The sequence below is a fragment of the Colwellia sp. 6M3 genome (assembly GCF_014077595.1).
Lineage (GTDB): Bacteria > Pseudomonadota > Gammaproteobacteria > Enterobacterales > Alteromonadaceae > Cognaticolwellia.
Genome location: NZ_JACGWF010000007.1, coordinates 38,551 through 57,089 on the forward strand (window position 1 = coordinate 38,551; position 18,539 = coordinate 57,089).

Here is an 18,539-nt window from a genome sequence, read left to right on the forward strand (position 1 = left end):
AAGTAAGTGTTTTTTACCTTAAATGCAAAAATAAATCCGCAAAAACCAATTTAAAAAAAATCCGTAAAAATAAATAATACCAATTCTAATAAGTTTCTTGCCACTCAGTGATATTTTACTTAACAGATTTGGTATTAAACAAGTTTTTCACAATAGTAGCTATCAAAATAAGGCTAATTTTATTAACATGGAACGCATAAAAAGCAATACGATTTCTCAATTTATTAAGCTCATGACACACGGCCTATAAACAAAAAAATAACAATGGCTACCACTGGTTCATCAGGTATGTAGAGTCAAAATCACAGAGGTCTAGCGCGTGATTCTGAGCAACTTTAGACTAAGCCAAACTAAATTATTCAAGTCAGGCTCATTCCAAGCAAGTTAAATTTAAAAAACATAGTAGAGCTAGACGTATACTTTCCTAGAATTAAAACCGTTCAAACAAAACTTAAATAAGGTGTGTAATTTCCATGAACAATATTGAAAACAGTAACTTAGATGACTTTCTCGCAAGCATTAAACAAGAACAGCACTCGATAGAGTTTACCCAAGTCATGAAAGTTATTGCCGATAACTATCAATATCAACCTACAACGTTTACCAATGGTGAGCTTGTTAATGAAAGTGGAACAAATGAAGGCTCTTGTAAAATATTTTATTTTGCTCAGCTAAACAACTTAAGTCCTGAACAAACACTGGCTTGTTTTGGGCGTTATTATCGAGAAGATGTTTTAGCTAACCCTAAGGGTGATGATCACCAAAATATTCGAAATTTCATGCAAACTGGCTGGCAAGGTATTGATTTTAAATCAGTGGCTTTATCAGCTATAAAATAAGTATTAATAGCGCAAGCTATGCTGAACTAACTTCAACTCAATATCAGGTATTAATCAACTTGGTATTACATAAGGATTCGCTCGATGAAAGTCGCATTTATTGGTTTAGGTGTTATGGGATATCCCATGGCAGGGCATTTACAAAAAGCAGGTCACGAGGTTTGTGTTTTTAACCGTAGCCAAGCAAAAGCGGATAAATGGCTGGCTGAATTTTCAGGGACTAGTGCTAAAACACCGGCACTTGCCGCGAAAGATTGTGAAATAGTGTTTTGCTGCGTAGGTAATGATGACGATCTTCGTCAAGTGGTACTAGGCGAAAACGGCATATTAGCAGGCATGCCAAAGGGCAGTATTTTAGTTGATCATACGACTGCATCGGCAGAAGTTGCTGTCGAGCTTGCCGGTATTGCCGCAAGCCAAGAGCAATACTTTTTAGACGCTCCCGTTTCAGGTGGTCAGGCTGGCGCGGAAAATGGTGCACTAACAGTCATGGTTGGCGGTGACGAAACTATTTTTAATAAAGCTGAGCCCGTGATGGCCGCTTTCGCTAGATTTAGTCAATTAATGGGGCCCGTTGGCTCAGGGCAATTGGCTAAAATGGTAAACCAAATTTGTTTTGTAAATACCGTACAAGGCTTAGCTGAGGGATTAAACTTCGCCCAAAAAGCAGGGTTAGATATTGATAAGTTATTAGCAACTATTGGTAAAGGCGCTGCTGGCTCTTGGCAAATGGATAACCGCGGTAAAACAATGTGTGATCGAGAATTTGACTTTGGCTTCGCTGTTGACTGGGTAAGAAAAGACCTTGCTATTGCGTTTGCAGAGGCTGATAAATTAGGTGCAGATTTAACCGTGACTAAACAACTGGATGGTTATTATAAAGAAATTCAAGAAAGTGGTGGCAACCGCTGGGATACTTCAAGCTTAATAAGTCGCTTTAAAAAGTAAAACATTAACGATGTATTGTTTTGTTATTTTGTAGCTGAATAGCTGTATTCTACTTCGAGAAAAGTAGCCGACTTAATTTATATAAGTCGGCATTATGTTAATTTTGCACGTACTCGTATAAAGCTTTAAGCACCGACATTTTACTTTGGTTCTGTTCATGTTGGTGCGCTAAATCTTCAATTTTTATCATAAATTCATCAAGACTCAATAAGCCTTTTTTACCATGCTGAAGACGATTTTGACAATGCGCCTGCCATTTTTGTTGTTCTCCATCGTCAAGAGTATAAGGAAAATTGCGCGCTCGATAACTAAACAACAAGGTACTTAAACGCTCATCTTGAAACTGAAACGGGTGCGTACCTAATTGCTCAGGCGATAATTGATGCAAAATATCCATTTGCGCTTTATCACTATGCGAGAAAAACTTGCCACCATAAAGCGCAAACTCAGCTTCTACAGGTTCATCACCAAAATCACTTTCGGCAAAAACATCCGTCAACTTATCTCTAAGTTCAGTATATTGTTTCAGTCTTTTTAGGTTATCTAAACAGAGGTCACGCGGAATGGCCAAACGCTCAGCATTTTCAGGTAACAGCGTTTTTGCTGGCGCGACAATAGGGCACTTATTTAAATGAATTAACTTAATTGGAATTGGTAACTCGCCTTCGTCTAATTCATCATAACGGGTATATAAACGCGCTTTAATCTCTTCGCTAGTCAGCTCAAATAACGGAGATGGATCTCGTGCTAAATCGACAGCGATAACCGCATTTTTATTAATCGGATGATAACAAACGGGTGCAAACCAACTCGTGCAACCGTGAACTGAAGACACCTTGCTAGAGGTGTGCACAATAGGCGTCATGTTATAAACATCAATTAGCTCAGCTACTTGCTTCTTATTTTTTAAATTAAAAATAAACTCATATAACTTAGGCTGCTTTTCTTTAATCAGTTTTGCCATCGCGATAGTGGCATAAACATCACTCATGGCGTCATGCGCCGCTTCATGACTAATACCATTAGCTTGTGTCAGTAACTCTAAACGAAAACTCACCACTTGCTCACCATCGCGCTCAACCGTTGGCCATTCAATACCTTCTGGGCGCAAGGCATAGCAAGCACGCACCATATCAATAATATCCCAACGACTATTACCATTTTGCCACTCACGCGCATAAGGGTCGTAAAAATTACGATAGAGCAGGTAGCGAGTTACCTCATCATCAAACCGAATACTGTTATAACCTGCAACACAAGTATTAGGTTGCGTAAATAAGCCATGAATACGATCAGCAAACTCAGCTTCAGTTAATCCTTCACGCAAGGCTTTTTGCGGCGTAATACCGGTAACTAAACACGCCTCAGGTTGCGGCAAGTAATCTTGTGGCGGCTGACAATAAAACATCTCAGGCTCACCAATAATATTTAAATCAAGATCAGTACGAATACCGGCAAACTGCGAAGGTTTATCGAATTTTGGTGATATTCCCCATGTCTCGTAGTCGTGCCAGAGAATAGTTGCTTGTTCTTGAGAGTGTTGAGATGAAGAGTTCTGGTTCATTTTATCCATGTAAAACAACTTGTAGTTTTAATATCGCTATAGATTTCAAGCTATTGCTAAGCTAAAAAGGCTAAGCCACGTTATGGCTCTGACTTTAGCACAGGCAAGGGATAAAATCCTACAAAAAGGGCGGTAGTTAAAAGCTGTTAAATTGTCTTTCGCATGGAATACCGTCTCTGTCACCATCCATTTTAGTATTGGGGCAATTTTGAAGAAAGTAGACTGCTTCTTCAAAAGATGCCATTTGGCTACAGTGCTGGCGGCCATCACAGGAATAGCGCGCTGGAGATTTAGTCGCAGTGCTAGCGGGTAATGATTTTACTTCTGGAACCGTTAGTTTTGGTGCAGGAGTATGCACTGGTTTTGTGGTGAAACGCTGGTAAGCAAAAGCGCAAATAGCCAACACGGACAATAGTATGACAAGTTTGCTTTTGGGTACTGAAGAATTTCTCGACATTCGTGGTTTATTGCTTTTTAAAGCTTTAGAAGCAACCCCTTCAATACGACAATTAGTGGCTCTGCTTTTACCATTGGCTTGTTGCTCTACCTCAAAATAGATGAAATCACCCACCTTGGGTTTTCTACTCATTTCTTTTAAGGCAGAAATATGAATAAAGGTATCTTGTTTAAGCTCAGCCGATTTAATAAACCCAAAGCCTTTATCATCAATCCAGCTTGTTAATTGTCCTTTATGCATCACAGCTCCATTGTTAATGTTAAGTTATTCAATTACCAACCAATGACAGCTACTTAGCTAGTATTAATATACACGGTATTATTAGCCAATAAGCCTTTTAAAACAATCTACCTATAAATATTATTGAGCAGTTTTTACTAAGAAATCACCTTTGACATAATATAAATGAAATTACGTTTTACTGCGCGCAATCGCTTCTTTTAAACTCGCTTTTCTACTGCGACGATCGTCAATAGTTTCACCAAATATATCAAAGTGCGCTTGCTCTATCGCAGCAACTTCGTTATGCGATATAACACTCAGTGCCTTACCTGCATGAATAAAACCCTCAGTTCTACACTTTTGTTTATCATTTTTTTTGTGTTGGCTAGCAAGCTCAAAAACCTGCACTAATTGTTGATAACAGCTCTGTAAGTATTCTTGTTGAGAATCGTCATTTCATAAAATGGCTTATACATTAACATTACTAATCTGATAAATGTTAAGCAAGTTAATTACTTACCACTAAATACACGTTGACAATTAATTACATTTCAATCAACCTTTGTGTTAGATAATGTATTGTTGATATTGTCAACTAGCGTGATATTAATATCTAAAAGTTATTATTTTGAGTAAATGGACGTAGTGCAATTAGGATGATGCAGTGACACCTCAGTATTATAATGAAAATGCAGAAGAGCTCGCCAAACAATACCTTTCAAAGTCATTTGATGAGGTTCACCAAAGTTGGTCGCAGTTTTTACCTGTTGTTATAGCAAACCCTAATGCCCGTATTCTTGATTTAGGCGCCGGTGCTGGCCGAGATGCTAAGTATATTGCCGAACTCGCCGAACAAACGCATAAAACCGAAAATAACATTCAAGTTTATGCGGTTGAACCCGCAACACAACTTGCCGATTTAGGCGCTAAAGTCACCAAAGACTTAAAAGTAAAATGGCTCAACGATTCTTTACCATCTTTAAGCGTTATCACTAAACAAGAAGTTAGCTTTGACTTAATTTTGTTAAGTGCCGTTTGGATGCACATTCCCCAAAGTGCTCGCGCTCGTTCAATTCGTAAACTTGCCAATCTATTAAAACCCGGCGGTAAATTAGTTATATCACTTCGCCACGGCCAAACCGAAGACGATTTTAAGCAGCGTAAAATGCATGTCGTGTGCGCTGATGAGTTAAAACGTTTAGCGACTGATGTTGGCCTATTTACCAAGTTAGAAACACAAAAAGAAGCAGACAAACTCGGCAGAAGCCACGTTTATTGGCAAACCGTGGTGTTGCAAATGCCAGACGATGGCACTGGCGCATTTCCGTTTATTCGCCATGTCGCAATTAATGATGGTAAATCAGCGACTCATAAACTGGCTTTATTAAGAGTATTACTAAGAATTGCCGATGGACACCCCGGTGCTGTGTTGCGAAGAGAGTCATCACCTTTTGGCGATCGTGTTATTTTACCTGCGGGTTTAGTGGCGCTTTATTGGTGTTATCAGTACAAAGACTTAATCGATACGCATCAGTTATTTCAATCACCTAATCAAAATCCAAACATGGGTTTTATGAAACCTAATGGTTGGCACAAGTTAACGCATCGTAGTGCCTCAGATTACCGTATTGGTAACTTATTCACCGGTGAAGATGCCATAGCACTTCATAAAACCATTTCAGCGGCAGTCAGTAATATTAAAACCATGCCTTGTCGTTATATTACCTTTCCTAATCAAGAGTCTAATAGCGGTGCGAAGGTATTTGAAGTTGCCAGTAAAACCGTTAAAGCCAAAGATAGTATTTTCCTTGATTTGCAAACGCTTGAACAATGGGGCGAGTTCTCATTACCTGAATCAACATGGTTAGCGTTTAATCGTTACGCCTGTTGGATTGAACCCGTACTGGTCAGTGAGTGGGTTAAAACCATGGCGAGCTATTCGGGCAATGCTCAATATTCATCGCCTGAAAAGCAGTTTCATTTATACCAAGCACTGAATTGGTTAGAGCCAAAACGAACCACAACCGAAGTTCGTAATCGTTTTGAAAAGCTGAAACAACAATTACCGAAAAGTGAGCAAATTCAGTGTGTTTGGTCGGCAAAGTCATTACAGCAAAAATACGATATTGATCACAGCATGCCATTTGCCCGTTGGCCTAATAACGATTTATGGAACTTACTGCCGACTGATAGCCAAATTAACAATCAAAAAAGTGATTGTTTGCCGACAGAGCATAAATTAAAAGTCTCGAAAGATAGAATTCAGCACTGGTGGCAAACTGCTTGGCTGAACGCCAGTAATAACTTGTCTGTTTCAACGCAAAGTAATGAAGTAAATGAAGTACCAGTAGGCTATTTAATAAGCCGTGACTTTTTACTTACACCAAGCGTTTTAGAGCAAAAAATAGCAAGTACGTCGGCTGAAAGTAAACGATTTTTTGCAGAAGCAAATATCGCTTTACCGGGATTACGTTCAGATAACACCTCAATTGATGATTTATTTGAAGCGCTGGTAATGCAGCGTGGAAGATTAAAAGAAATGCAACAGTTGAGAGAGTGGTGAAAACATAGCCCGCCAATCATACCGTAATAATTTAGTGACTTTTTCTTTAACCAACCGCCAACTTAGCCGTCTCATGCCACAAATATGCTGGCATGGGATGTTTAAGTTTCCATGTGATATTCATCGGCTGACTGCCTTCATATTTTACAAAATCTACTGGGCCAAAATTGACAAATCCCATGGTTTTTCCGTTTTCGTCTTTGGCTTGCTCGCGAACAAATAAAATGAAAGTTTTGTTGTTTCCTTTTTGCTGGATATAGCCTAAACCTCGACCTGATTCTGGTTTAGCACTATTTTGTGTTTGCCAATGAAATAGCGTTGGGCTCATCGCATAGTCATGGTACATGGTGGTTGCTGAAAACTGCTTTTCGTTCTTATTCAAAGTAACAAACAGTAGCTCTGTATTCGCGTCAGCTATATTTAAAACACCTTCGCGGCTTGATGACTTTCTTGAAAAAACACTATCACCAAAAGCAACAAGAATATGTTCTTTGGGGTAACGAACATGCATTTGTAATGGCGAAGAATCGACCTTTGCATTGCCAATTTTTGGCATGGAAAATTCACTTACTTCTAGTTGCTCAATCAGTATTTCAATTACTTCGCTGAGTTCATTTTGCAGGTTTTTATCCCTAAGCGCAGCGATACTTTCTTCAAGGCTATTAAAGCCTGCTTGTTTACCTGCTTTGTCCCAAAAGTCGTAATGACACATTAGGGTAAACAATTGCTCAGAGTTTGCTGTATCGCTTGTAAAGTTAGTTAATGGCAACGCAAAATTATTATCGCAAAGGGCTTTCATAAAGCGTAAATAAGATATTGAAGTGCTAATCATTAATCGGTTGTTGATAGCTCGATAGTAAGCCGCATAAAGCGGCTGTTTATTCTCATCTATGGCTTTATTTTTACTTATCGACTGTAGGGCTTGCCAACCGCCAAATTTTCCAACTTTAACTTTGTAGATATCTTTTAAGGTAATATTAGGATTGATATGTAAGAAGTTTTTTAATGTTAAAGGTAAATGAGTAACATGAGGGAAATTAATAATTAAGTTAATTAATCGGGTTTTATTAAGTGTTGCTTGGCTGATGTTTTTTAAGATCATGGTTTGAGTTTTTTCTTGTAACTCAATACGACAACCCAAAGGCAAATGAGGAAAACCTTGTTTAACTTCTTTTGCTATTGCTTGATTGGTTTTACCGACTAATGCTCTAAACTTATGTGAAAAGTCATATTCTGGTCGTGAATTGCCGACAAAATCTAATATTGTGCAGCATTCTTTGTTTTCAGTTAAGCGCAAACCACGGCCTAACTGTTGTAAGAATATTGTCAAACTCTCAGTCGGACGTAAAAACAGTAAAGTATCTAGCTCTGGAATATCGACACCTTCATTAAAAATATCGACCACAAACAGTACGTTTATTTGTTTAGATTTAAGTCGTTGCTGCATGACTTCACGATCTTTACTGTTATCGCTAGTTAGCACTCCACAGGCTATATTTTTCAGAGTGAACTTTGCTGCCATAAAATTTGCGTGTTCTTTACTGACACAAAATGCCAGAGCGCGCATTTCAGAAATATCAGTAACAATTTCATCTAAGCTTTGCAGTATTCGTAAAACACGTTGGTCGTTATAAGTATAAAGGTTGGTTAATTCAGCAATGTCATAACGGCCTTTTGACCATTTTATTTTGGTCAGATCAGTATCGTCATCTATGGCAAAGTATTGAAAGGGAGAAAGATGACGTTGGTTTATCGCTTCAGGTAAGCGTATTTCAGCGGCAATAACATGGCAAAAGTCGCTAAGAATATCAGTACCATCGTGACGCTCTGGTGTTGCGGTTAACCCCAATAATATTCTCGGGCTAAAATGTTTTAATACTTCGCGGTAACTTTTGGCTGCAATATGATGAACTTCGTCGATAACAATATAATCAAAGTAATCTTCACTTAACGTTAAAGTGTCAAGTGGGTTGCTCATTTGTGAGTTTAAGCTTTGAATAGAAGCAAAAAGGTGGTGATATTTGCTTGGTTTATTATTGCCAACCCATAATTCGCCAAAATTACTGTTTTTTAATACGCCACGATATGCGCCTTGGGCCTGTTTTAAAATCTCTTCTCTGTGGGCAATAAATAAGAACTTTGCTTCAGGATTTTTAACGTAAAAACGGGCAAAGTCGAAAGCTGAAATAATGGTTTTACCCGTGCCTGTGGCAGCTACGACTAAGTTGCGATATCGATTATGCAGTTCACGTTCGACCTGTAGTTTTTCTAATATAGTTTGCTGATGAGAATGCGGTTTTATATCGAAATAAAAGCTAGGCGCTGTATTGTTAAAACTACCTTTTGCTTCTTGCAGGGCGTTATGCAGCTTTTCTTTACTCTCTGCTTTGCCATCAAAGTGTTCAAAATCAGGTGACTCCCAATAGGTTTCAAAGGTACTGAGTGATTTTTCAATAATATGGGGAATTTCTTGTGAGGTGATTTTTAAATTCCATTCTAAACCACTGGTTAGTGCTGAATGCGATAAATTAGAGGAGCCTATATAGCCAGTGTGAAAGCCTGTATTACGCATAAATAAGTAGGATTTCGCGTGTAACCTTTCACGATTAGTATTGTAACTGAGCTTTACTTCGGTGTTAGGTAATGAAGCTAAGAACTCAACGGCCTTGGCATCGGTCGCGCCCATGTAAGACGTGGTGATTATTTTTAGTTGCTTGCCACTTCGGGTAAATGCTTCTAACTCGTTTTTAAATATTCGAATGCCAGCCCACTTGATAAATGACACTAACCAATAAATTTTATCAGATGATTGGATCTCTCTTTTGATCTCAGTCTCTAGTGATATACCAACATTACTGCCACAAAATAGCTCACTTTGACTTAGCCCAGTAATAGGCATTATTGATTCAACGTATTTGGGCAGGTCTGCTGCAATAGGATTAGATTTATCAAAAAGTGCGGTAAGAATTTTACCTTGGCTGTCTAACAGGTTTTCACTGATCAGTTCTTCATCTCGAATATGCTGACTAAGCCATTGCACGATAGTATTGGCAAGTTTTATTTGCTCATGAATTCTACTTTCGCCGTTGGGTACAGAGTCCATGGCAATTTCAATAATACGCGTTAAAAATCGTGATAATAGCGTTGCGGCTTCGCCAGCTTCTAATGTGCGCTCGCCAACATAAAAGGCATCACGATCTAAATTTTGCTCAACCAACTGTGTAATTAGCTGCTCATAAATACCCGTTTGATTCATTGAAAATCCTTTTAAATACCAGTTTTTTATACGCTTTTAATAGTATAAACAATTCAACTTGAATATGTAGTGAGTATTTTATGCATAATGGGTAAGAGGAGGAGGTAATTCGATTATCACTAATTTAAGTGCTTTCTAAATCACGATAAAAAACTAAATAACAGATATACACACACCAACAAAACATAATGATTTAAGTCAGAGATATTTAATTGTATCAAAATGTTTTACAATCGCTAAAACCTAGAATTAGTTCATGGAAGATAACAGCAGTGTTTAGTTTTTAAATTTGCAGTACATATGAATTTAAAACTGAATTTAACACTAATGATTTCAGACCAAGCCATTAAAATTTATAATAAAAATTAGGTAACTAATGAAGGCATTAATTCAATTCTTAGCGATAACTTACACCACCTGTTTTTTGGGTTCCTTGAAGGCCTATGCAGCTGAAGCTAATCAAGCTAAGCCTTTAGTTTTTGGTGTTGTCCCTCAACAGTCTCCTTCTAAATTGGCCCGTAAGTGGCTACCTCTGCTTAAGTTTATTAGTCAAAAATCGGGTGTCGAACTTCAGTTTTCCACTGCGCCAGATATTCCAACTTTTGAAAAACAATTAGCTCAAGGGCATTATGACATTGCTTATATGAACCCATATCATTACGTTGTTTTAAGTCAACAAGTAGGTTTTAAAGCGCTAGTGCACGAGCAAGATAAAAAAATTCAGGGCATTATTGTCGCTTTTAAAGATAGTAAAATTGATAAACTTGAGGATTTGTCTTCCCAAACAATTGCTTTTCCGGCACCTGCATCTTTTGCGGCCACACTTATTCCAAAGGCAAGTTTGGCACAACAGCATATTAGTTTTAAAAGTGAATACGTTGATTCTCATGATGAAGTGTATCGTAATATAGTTGCTGGTCGTTTTGTTGCCGGTGGCGGAATTATGCGTACTTTTAATGCCTTACCGGATTATTTTCGTGAACAATTAAAAATTATCTGGACATCTCAAGGGTATACGCCGCATGCTATTGCGACTCATCCACGAGTAAATGATGATATTCGTGAAAAACTACTTGCTGGTTTTTTAGCGGTTGCGAAGTCTGAAAAAGCCAGTGAATTGCTTATTCCTTTACTTATGAAAGGTTTTACCGCGGCAGAAGATAAAGATTGGAATGATGTGCGTAGTTTAAATATTCAGTTGATGCTTGGGCAGAATTAATCAGGTTCGTTGTGTTAAATTCATTTACTCAGTTTATTAAACATTCATCAGTAGCGAACAGTAGGTCTAATAAATGTTATCACTTTTTCCCGCCATTGAGCCTTTTGAGCATTATTATCTTTCTGTCGCTAATAACTTAGCGACTAAAGCATTACCTAACAACACAATATCAGATAAAGATTCAGCACAAACACATCAACTTTATGTTGAGCAATGTGGCAACCCTGATGGAATTCCGGTTGTTTTTTTGCATGGCGGGCCAGGCTCAGGTTGCAGGCCCTCGCATCGCTGCTTTTTCGATCCTAGTTTGTATCATATTATTTTGTTTGATCAGCGCGGCTGTGGTCGCTCTCGGCCTAAAGGGTTGTTAGCTAATAACACTACTGATCACCTTATTGAAGACATTGAGTTAATTCGTCAACATTTAGCTATCGACAAGTGGTTAGTTTTTGGCGGCTCTTGGGGAACTACGTTAGCGTTAACTTACGCGCAGCACTTTGCTGATAACGTTACTGGCTTAATATTACGCGGGATATTTCTGGCTCGACAACAAGATATTGATTGGTTTTATCGCGAAAAGGGGGCGGCTAAAGCTTACCCTGAAGCTTGGAATTACTTAGTTGAGCACTTACCTATTTCGCAACAAGCTCAGCCAATATCGGCAATATATCAACAGCTTTCTAGTGATGATAGCCAATTATCAAATGCTATGCTTAAGAGAATACAATTTTGGGAAGCTAGCTTGGTTTATTGGCAAAAGCGACTTACGCTCGACGATATTTCAACAACAGAAGATGAAAAAATAGCAGCAATTATTCAGCTTTATTATTCAATTAATCAATGTTTTATTGAAGATAATCCGATACTTAAACATATTGATAGTATTCGACATATTCCGACAAAAATAATTCATGGTCGTCACGATATGGTATGTTCTGTTGAGCAAGCGTGGTTATTAAAGCAAAGTTGGCCTGAAGCTGAGCTGTTAATTATTGAAATGGCGGGGCATGTTGCCAGCGAGCCTAAAATTATTGATGCGCTTATTAATGCCACCAATGACTTTGCAAAGCTTAACTAAATATGCTCGAATAGTAATTGGTAATAGTAGTGTTGAACGTTGAATTAAGCGGGTTAGCCTATAACATCAAACCCTTGTAACTGCTTTTATCTTGGCGCTGTATAATTATCCATACATGCTCCTATGCTTTTCCATCTAAAGTATGATTTTTTATTAAATGGAAATTAAATAGAGTAACTAGGTAAGCAATATTACAGTAAGTTTTACTAACCAAAGAGGAATAAATTATGTGGATTAAGCCTAATTTTGAAGAAATGCGTTTAGGATTTGAAGTAACGCTTTACATCAATAATCGCTAATAATAATTACGCCATTAATAAATTACTTCAGTTAGCTTTAATTTTTAAAAAACTGGGGTAATTAATTTTCACTGTTTAATTTCTCCCTTCCCACTTGTTTTAATTTCGAGGCACATATGCAAATTTTAGTGCTAGGCTCAGCTGCAGGTGGCGGATTTCCACAATGGAATTGTCACTGTACTAATTGTAAAGGTTTACGCGACGGTACTATTAAAGCCACTGCGCGTACACAATCGTCAATTGCGGTTAGCCCTAATGGCAAAGATTGGGTGTTAATCAACGCATCTCCAGATATTCGTCAACAAATTAATCAATCACCACAACTTTGGCCTGAGCAGGGCAGTCGTGGTACTAACATTCGTGCTGCAATTTTAACTGATAGCCAGATAGATCACACTACGGGGTTACTAACCTTGCGTGAAGGTTTGCCGTTAGAAGTTTATTGCAGTGATGTAGTTTATGAAGATTTATCCACCGTATTTCCCGTGTTTAATTTGTTAGAACATTGGCATGGTGGACTCAAATTTAATGCTATAGATACTGAAAAACGACCACCATTTAGTGTTAAAGGTGTCGAAGATATAGTATTTGAACCGGTTATTATTGAGTCAAATGCGCCGCCATATTCACGCTATCGCGATAAAGTAGTCGATGGTAATAACATTGGCTTAAAAATTATTGATAAAAGCACGGGCAAATATTTGTTCTATTTACCCGGTATTGTTGAAAGTAATGCTGAAGTTGAAGCCATATTGGCTGAAGCCAGTTGTGTACTTATTGACGGCACATTATGGTTAGACGATGAAATGATCGCGCTAGGTGTGGGCAAAAAATTAGGCTCAGAAATGGGGCATATGCCGGTTAATGGTGAGTTTGGCACGGTTGCCTTATTGAATAAATTTCCGATAGATCGAAAAATTCTTATTCACATAAACAACACTAACCCCATTTTGAATGAAGAATCTGAACAGCATCAATTTGTTTTAGACAATGGCGTTGAAATTGCCACTGATGGCATGGAAATAACGATTTAACCTCATTTTAAAGGATCCATTTTATGCAGGCTTGGACCAAAGAACAGTTTGAAAAAAAATTAAAAGATAAAGGTCAGCTTTACCATATTCATCATCCATTCCATATCGCTATGCATAAAGGCGAATGTAGTAAAGAAGAAATACAAGGCTGGGTTGCTAATCGGTTTTATTATCAAGCTAATATATCGATTAAAGACGCCGCCATTATGGCCAATTGTCGTGATATAGAAACTAGGCGTTTGTGGATACAGCGTATTCTTGATCATGATGGTAGCGTGGGTGACGATACTTTAGGCGGTATTGAAGCTTGGTTACGCTTAGGTGAGGCAGTTGGGCTAAATAGACAAGACTTACTTGATGAAAAGTTTGTATTGCCTGGGGTGCGTTTTGCGGTTGACGCTTATGTAAACTTTGCGCGCAGAGCTAACTGGCAACAAGCGGCTTGTTCGTCTTTAACTGAAATGTTTGCGCCTGAAATACATCAAAGCCGACTTGACTCTTGGCCAACCAATTACCCGTGGGTAAAACCTGAAGGGCTAAGTTATTTTCAAATGCGCTTATCGCAAGCTCGTCGGGACGTAAATCATGGTTTGCAAATAACATTAGATTATTTTACTAGCCGCGAAGCACAAGAAGAAGCCTTGAATATTCTACAGTTTAAGCTCGATATTCTTTGGAGTATGTTAGATTCAATTTCATTAGCTTATCAACAAGGCAAGGCTCCGTATCAAGCTATACTGGGTGAAGATGCCGTATTAAATCCTATTTACCACAAAGGAATTTTTAAGTGAGTACATTAGCCGATAACAAAATTCCCTCACTTAATGCCATGTTTAGGTTTCAATGGGAAAAAGCACAAAACTGTTTTGTACTCTTGTTTCCTGAAGGTATGGTGAAACTGAACGGTGGTGCTGGCGAAATTATGCAGCTTATCGATGGTAAAAAAAGTGTGCAAGAAATTACCAATACCTTAAATGAAAAATTCCCCGATGCGGGTGATTTATCTGCCGATGTGAATGAATTTATCAGCACAGCGATTGAAAAAAAGTGGCTCTATTATGAATAATCAAAGCGCTTCTCACGACCCCTTAAGCGAAGTAACAACCGAATCGCCAAGCGAAATTTCAGCTGAAAGCGTAACCGCTGTTGGCCCACCGCTTTGGTTACTTGCCGAGTTAACTTACGACTGTCCATTACATTGTCCTTATTGTTCAAACCCAACACAATTAACTGAAACCAAAGATGAGCTAAGTACCGAGCAATGGTGTCAGGTATTTACCGAGGCCCGAGACATGGGCGCGGTGCAGCTAGGTTTTTCTGGTGGCGAGCCGCTACTACGAAAAGACTTAGAAGTATTGGTAAAACATTCTAGAGATTTAGGTTTTTATACTAATTTAATTACCTCGGGTATTGGTTTAACTGAAAAACGCATTGCTAAGTTAAAAGTAGCGGGATTAGATCATATTCAAATAAGTTTTCAAGGGGCTGACCCTGAAGTTAACGATGCTATTGCTGGCAAAGGTAACGCTTACAAGCAAAAGTTTAAAATGGCTAAATCAGTTAAAGCACAAGGTTATCCTATGGTGCTTAACTTTGTTATTTCTAAACAAAACATTAATCAAATTGCTGAAGTTATGCGCTTAAGTTGTGAATTAGAGGCTGATTATGTTGAACTAGCCACCGCGCAATATTACGGGTGGGCATATCAAAATCGTGATCATTTACTTCCTACCCAAGCAGAATTAGTTGAAGCTGAGCGAATTGTTAACGAGTTTAGAGAACAGCAACAAGGTAAAGGGCCGCACTTTATTTTTGTAACCCCTGATTATTATGAAACACGCCCTAAAGCTTGTATGAATGGTTGGGGCACTACGTTTTTAACGGTTACGCCTGATGGTTCAGCTTTGCCTTGTCATAGCGCCAAAATGTTACCGCTGACGTTCCCTAATGTTAAAGACAAGTCGATTGCCGATATATGGCAGCAAGACTTTTCATTTGAATACTTTCGTGGCGACGACTGGATGCCGCAGCCTTGTAAAGGCTGTGATGAAAAAGAAAAAGATTTCGGCGGTTGTCGTTGTCAGGCCTTTATGTTGACGGGCGACATGCATAAAACGGATCCCGTGTGTAGCAAGTCTGAAGATCATCATCTAATTCAAAAAGCTATTGAAAATGCAGTTAAGCCTTCTAAAGCTATTGTTGATCGCATTAACCAAAGTACCGCGATGAAACATGCTAAAAATGCTGAGTTAAATATTGTAACGGTTAAAGTATAAGCTTGGCTGCTTCATTGTCGTCCATGAAAACAGCGATGTATCGCCATGAAAATGGTTTAAAGCATATCAATATTATTAATAATGAAGGCTTTAGCGCACTGTTTGTGGTCAACACTCCAATATTTGATAATAGCGGGGTCGCACATGGCGTTGAACATGGCGTTTTTCGACGCAGCTCGTCTTTTCCACAGCCTGAAACGTTATTTCAACTTACCTCACTCACTGACGCAAAAATTAATGCTTCAACCTTTGCTGATAGCACATATTTTCATTGCCAAAGCCAGTGCGCAGATACCTTCAATTTAGCCATTGAGTATTTACTAAGTGGCTTATTTACGCCGATATTCGATAAAGAATATTTAAGCTGTGAAGTTTATGATGGCCAGAGTAAGGATAAGGATAAAGCTAAAGGCGTTATTTATCGTGAACTGATTGGTATAGAGCAAGCCAGTAAAGCCAGTGCTAAAAGTGCTAAAAGTGACGAGAGCGATAACAGTGAAGAAAACGATACTAAAGAAGAGTTTAATTATGGTGGTGTTAGCAGCACTATTGGTGAATTAACACTTAAGGAGTTAACCGTATTTCATCAACGCTTTTATCAAGCAAGTAATATGACCTTAGTTACCGCTAATGCCGATATTGAAAAAGTATCAAGATTGATCTCTTTATTACCTGTGCCAACTGTTCGAGAAAAAACTAGCCCAGCAGAGTCGTTAAAAAACCAACCTATAGCTCAGATAAAAAATGCTACTGACATTAATGATAACGAAACTGAACGTCATCAAGCAAAGTACTCTCCAGCAATTAATACGCTTATAAACGCTTATTATTTAACTTTGCAAACGCCTAATCACCTTCATGTTGATAACTACACAAGTTTAGAAGATGTCGCATTAGAAACTATGGCTAAGGCGCAACCTAAAGCAGATAACGCAGTGTTAATTGCCCCTTTAGTATCTTTATCGGATAAATACCTTGAATCAGCTAATAACGAGCAAAAAATTGATATTAGCGATAAAACAAAAACTAAAACAGCAAGTCAGACACTGCTGCCTAAATTGTTTAAGGCACTCTGCCTAGAGGCAAAAGAACGCTTTGAGCTAAACGACGTGCCAGGGAAAAACTTAAATAGAAATGCGTTATTTGAAGACGAGTTAAGTCAAAGTAAGGACAAAATTAAGAAGCTTGAAACCGTTAGCGTTTGTAATCAGCATAATGCCTTATGGTTAACAAAAATTAGCGAAGCTAAACATGCCATTGCCAATATCACCAGTTATATTGTTAGTGCTTACCCAGCGTTTTTGATGCGTCGCTGTCAAGGTTTTTGCTATGCAACTCAAGCATTAACGATTGAAAATTCAACTTACTTTGCGGTTTATAGTGCTTTCGATATTGCCCCAGATGAACAATTAAACACAATTACACCGTGTTTGTTGGCTCTAAGTGAAGATAAAGTCTTTATTCGTATGAGCCTAGCGCTTGCTAAAGCAAAATACTGCCGAGTTCATCAAGTAAATAGCAATATTATTAAAGATATAAGCCAGACAGATATTTCTGGCTACTTGAAAAAAATGGCTGGAAATTAGTGGGTAATTAAAGCCCAATAGATTAGTGATTAGTTAGTGAGTTGACTAATACAGGCTACTATCAGTCAACTTCTTGCGAATGTATGTTTAAACTAACTTTTCTGCAAAAAATGCAAGTGTTCGATCCCATGCAAGATCTGCATTTTCTTTATCATAACGTCCGGTAGAGTCGTTATGAAAACCATGATTAGCATTTTTATACATGTGCATTTTGTAAGGGACTCCCGCTTGTTTTAAGTCGCTTTCATACTCAGGCCAAGATTTGTTCACTCGTTCATCAAGCTCACCTAGTTGCACAAGTAACGATGCTTTAATATTTTTCCTTAGCTCTTTTGATGCAGGCGTGCCATAAAAAGGTACGCCAGCGATAATAAGATCAGACTCAATAGCGGCTAAGTAATTAACCATATAACCACCAAAACAAAAGCCAACAGCGCCGAGTTTACCGTTACTGCTTGGGTGTTGTTTAATAAATTTTGCAGCTGCTACAAAGTCATGTTGAATTTTAGCGCGATCCATTGTCTTTTGCATGGCTCTGCCTTCATCGTCATTACCTGGGTAACCACCCAGCGGAAACAAGGCGTCGGGTGCAAAGGCAAGATAACCCGCTTTAGCCAACCGGCGAGCTACATCTTTTACGTATGGGTTTAGGCCTCTATTTTCATGAATAACGAGCACAACAGGCAGAGGGCCTGTTTTATTGGTTGGCGTAACTAAATAGCCGGCACCTGTGCCATAACCATTTGGGGAATCAAAAGATTCATAAGTTGCTTTTATGTCTGCATCATTAAAAGAGACTTGCTCAGCTAAGGCATAATTAGGTAAGAGTGCCGATGTGAGCACGGCCATTGAATAACCTACAGCAACTAAGGTGCCGAATTTAGTCATAAATGTTCTACGATCCATGCCGCCGTGTGCATAAGAGTCGTACCAGTCAAATGCTTCTTGCGGGATATCATTGTTTAGTTTTTTTGACATTTTAATCTCACTTATGAATGGAGCAGTTTTGAAACATTACAAATGCTTTACCTAGCTATAAAGTAGAATAATTTATAGCGCTTCACAACTTAATATTTGGCTATTTGAACGTGTGCTATTTAATACTCGATAACTTAAAAATAAATAGTTGCAGTAGACCTTAATGCCAGTAAACCATTATTTAAATATGCTATGACTTAAACATGATATGACTTGAATA

The 18,539-nt window shown here is 38.3% G+C and carries 16 protein-coding genes; 11 read left to right on the plus strand and 5 right to left on the minus strand.

What is annotated here, in order from left to right:
* The first annotated feature begins 473 nt into the window (after positions 1-473).
* Together H4J50_RS03030 and H4J50_RS03035 are read left to right on the plus strand one after the other, a co-directional pair.
* Positions 474-839, plus strand: coding sequence for a HopJ type III effector protein (locus H4J50_RS03030; protein WP_182254369.1), 366 nt, complete (start codon positions 474-476; stop codon positions 837-839).
* Between the two features lie 84 nt (positions 840-923).
* Positions 924-1,787, plus strand: coding sequence for an NAD(P)-dependent oxidoreductase (locus tag H4J50_RS03035; protein WP_182254371.1), 864 nt, complete (start codon positions 924-926; stop codon positions 1,785-1,787).
* Between the two features lie 97 nt (positions 1,788-1,884).
* Here the strand turns inward: H4J50_RS03035 and sbcB are convergent, their stop codons facing one another.
* From sbcB to H4J50_RS03050, 3 genes are all read right to left on the minus strand, one after another.
* Positions 1,885-3,360: an exodeoxyribonuclease I gene (gene sbcB, locus H4J50_RS03040; protein WP_404842735.1), complete on the minus strand. Its 1,476-nt coding sequence runs from the start codon at positions 3,358-3,360 to the stop codon at positions 1,885-1,887.
* 127 nt (positions 3,361-3,487) lie between these two features.
* A complete protein-coding gene (locus H4J50_RS03045) occupies positions 3,488-4,048 on the minus strand; it encodes a cold shock domain-containing protein (protein ID WP_182254373.1) in 561 nt (186 codons plus the stop codon).
* Positions 4,049-4,219: 171 nt separating this feature from the next.
* On the minus strand, positions 4,220-4,438 hold the full coding sequence (locus H4J50_RS03050) for a hypothetical protein (protein ID WP_182254375.1): 219 nt from the start codon (positions 4,436-4,438) through the stop codon (positions 4,220-4,222).
* A gap of 256 nt (positions 4,439-4,694) precedes the next feature.
* Here H4J50_RS03050 and H4J50_RS03055 point away from each other — a divergent pair, with 256 nt between their 5' ends.
* Positions 4,695-6,593, plus strand: coding sequence for a class I SAM-dependent methyltransferase (locus H4J50_RS03055; RefSeq protein WP_182254378.1), 1,899 nt, complete (start codon positions 4,695-4,697; stop codon positions 6,591-6,593).
* A gap of 46 nt (positions 6,594-6,639) precedes the next feature.
* On the opposite strand, the gene H4J50_RS03060 is transcribed toward H4J50_RS03055, so the two are convergent.
* Positions 6,640-9,849: a DUF3427 domain-containing protein gene (locus tag H4J50_RS03060; RefSeq protein ID WP_182254380.1), complete on the minus strand. Its 3,210-nt coding sequence runs from the start codon at positions 9,847-9,849 to the stop codon at positions 6,640-6,642.
* A 376-nt stretch (positions 9,850-10,225) separates the two neighbouring features.
* On the opposite strand from H4J50_RS03060, the gene H4J50_RS03065 reads away from it, so the two are divergent.
* The 8 genes from H4J50_RS03065 to H4J50_RS03100 all read left to right on the plus strand — a co-directional run bounded on the left by H4J50_RS03065 (position 10,226) and on the right by H4J50_RS03100 (position 17,341).
* A complete protein-coding gene (locus tag H4J50_RS03065) occupies positions 10,226-11,068 on the plus strand; it encodes a phosphate/phosphite/phosphonate ABC transporter substrate-binding protein (protein WP_182254382.1) in 843 nt (280 codons plus the stop codon).
* Between the two features lie 73 nt (positions 11,069-11,141).
* A complete protein-coding gene (pip, locus tag H4J50_RS03070) occupies positions 11,142-12,146 on the plus strand; it encodes a prolyl aminopeptidase (RefSeq protein ID WP_182254384.1) in 1,005 nt (334 codons plus the stop codon).
* A gap of 227 nt (positions 12,147-12,373) precedes the next feature.
* Positions 12,374-12,445 (plus strand): pyrroloquinoline quinone precursor peptide PqqA, encoded by a 72-nt coding sequence (pqqA, locus tag H4J50_RS03075; RefSeq protein WP_081182153.1) that lies wholly within the window; start codon positions 12,374-12,376, stop codon positions 12,443-12,445.
* A gap of 116 nt (positions 12,446-12,561) precedes the next feature.
* Positions 12,562-13,479, plus strand: a complete 918-nt coding sequence (gene pqqB, locus H4J50_RS03080) for a pyrroloquinoline quinone biosynthesis protein PqqB (RefSeq protein ID WP_182254386.1) — start codon at positions 12,562-12,564, stop codon at positions 13,477-13,479.
* A 23-nt stretch (positions 13,480-13,502) separates the two neighbouring features.
* Complete coding sequence (gene pqqC / locus H4J50_RS03085) at positions 13,503-14,270, plus strand: pyrroloquinoline-quinone synthase PqqC (RefSeq protein WP_182254387.1); 768 nt, start codon at positions 13,503-13,505, stop codon at positions 14,268-14,270.
* Positions 14,267-14,545 (plus strand): pyrroloquinoline quinone biosynthesis peptide chaperone PqqD, encoded by a 279-nt coding sequence (gene pqqD / locus H4J50_RS03090; RefSeq protein WP_239059132.1) that lies wholly within the window; start codon positions 14,267-14,269, stop codon positions 14,543-14,545. Before pqqC ends, pqqD begins: the two co-directional genes overlap by 4 nt.
* On the plus strand, positions 14,538-15,755 hold the full coding sequence (gene pqqE / locus H4J50_RS03095) for a pyrroloquinoline quinone biosynthesis protein PqqE (protein WP_108455566.1): 1,218 nt from the start codon (positions 14,538-14,540) through the stop codon (positions 15,753-15,755). Before pqqD ends, pqqE begins: the two co-directional genes overlap by 8 nt.
* A 2-nt stretch (positions 15,756-15,757) precedes the next feature.
* Positions 15,758-17,341 carry an insulinase family protein gene (locus H4J50_RS03100; RefSeq protein WP_182254388.1) on the plus strand — a complete coding sequence of 528 codons (1,584 nt, stop codon included), beginning with the start codon at positions 15,758-15,760 and terminating at the stop codon, positions 17,339-17,341.
* A gap of 87 nt (positions 17,342-17,428) precedes the next feature.
* Here H4J50_RS03100 and H4J50_RS03105 read toward each other — a convergent pair whose 3' ends face one another.
* Complete coding sequence (locus H4J50_RS03105; protein ID WP_182254389.1) at positions 17,429-18,319, minus strand: dienelactone hydrolase family protein; 891 nt, start codon at positions 18,317-18,319, stop codon at positions 17,429-17,431.
* Positions 18,320-18,539: the final 220 nt, after the last annotated feature.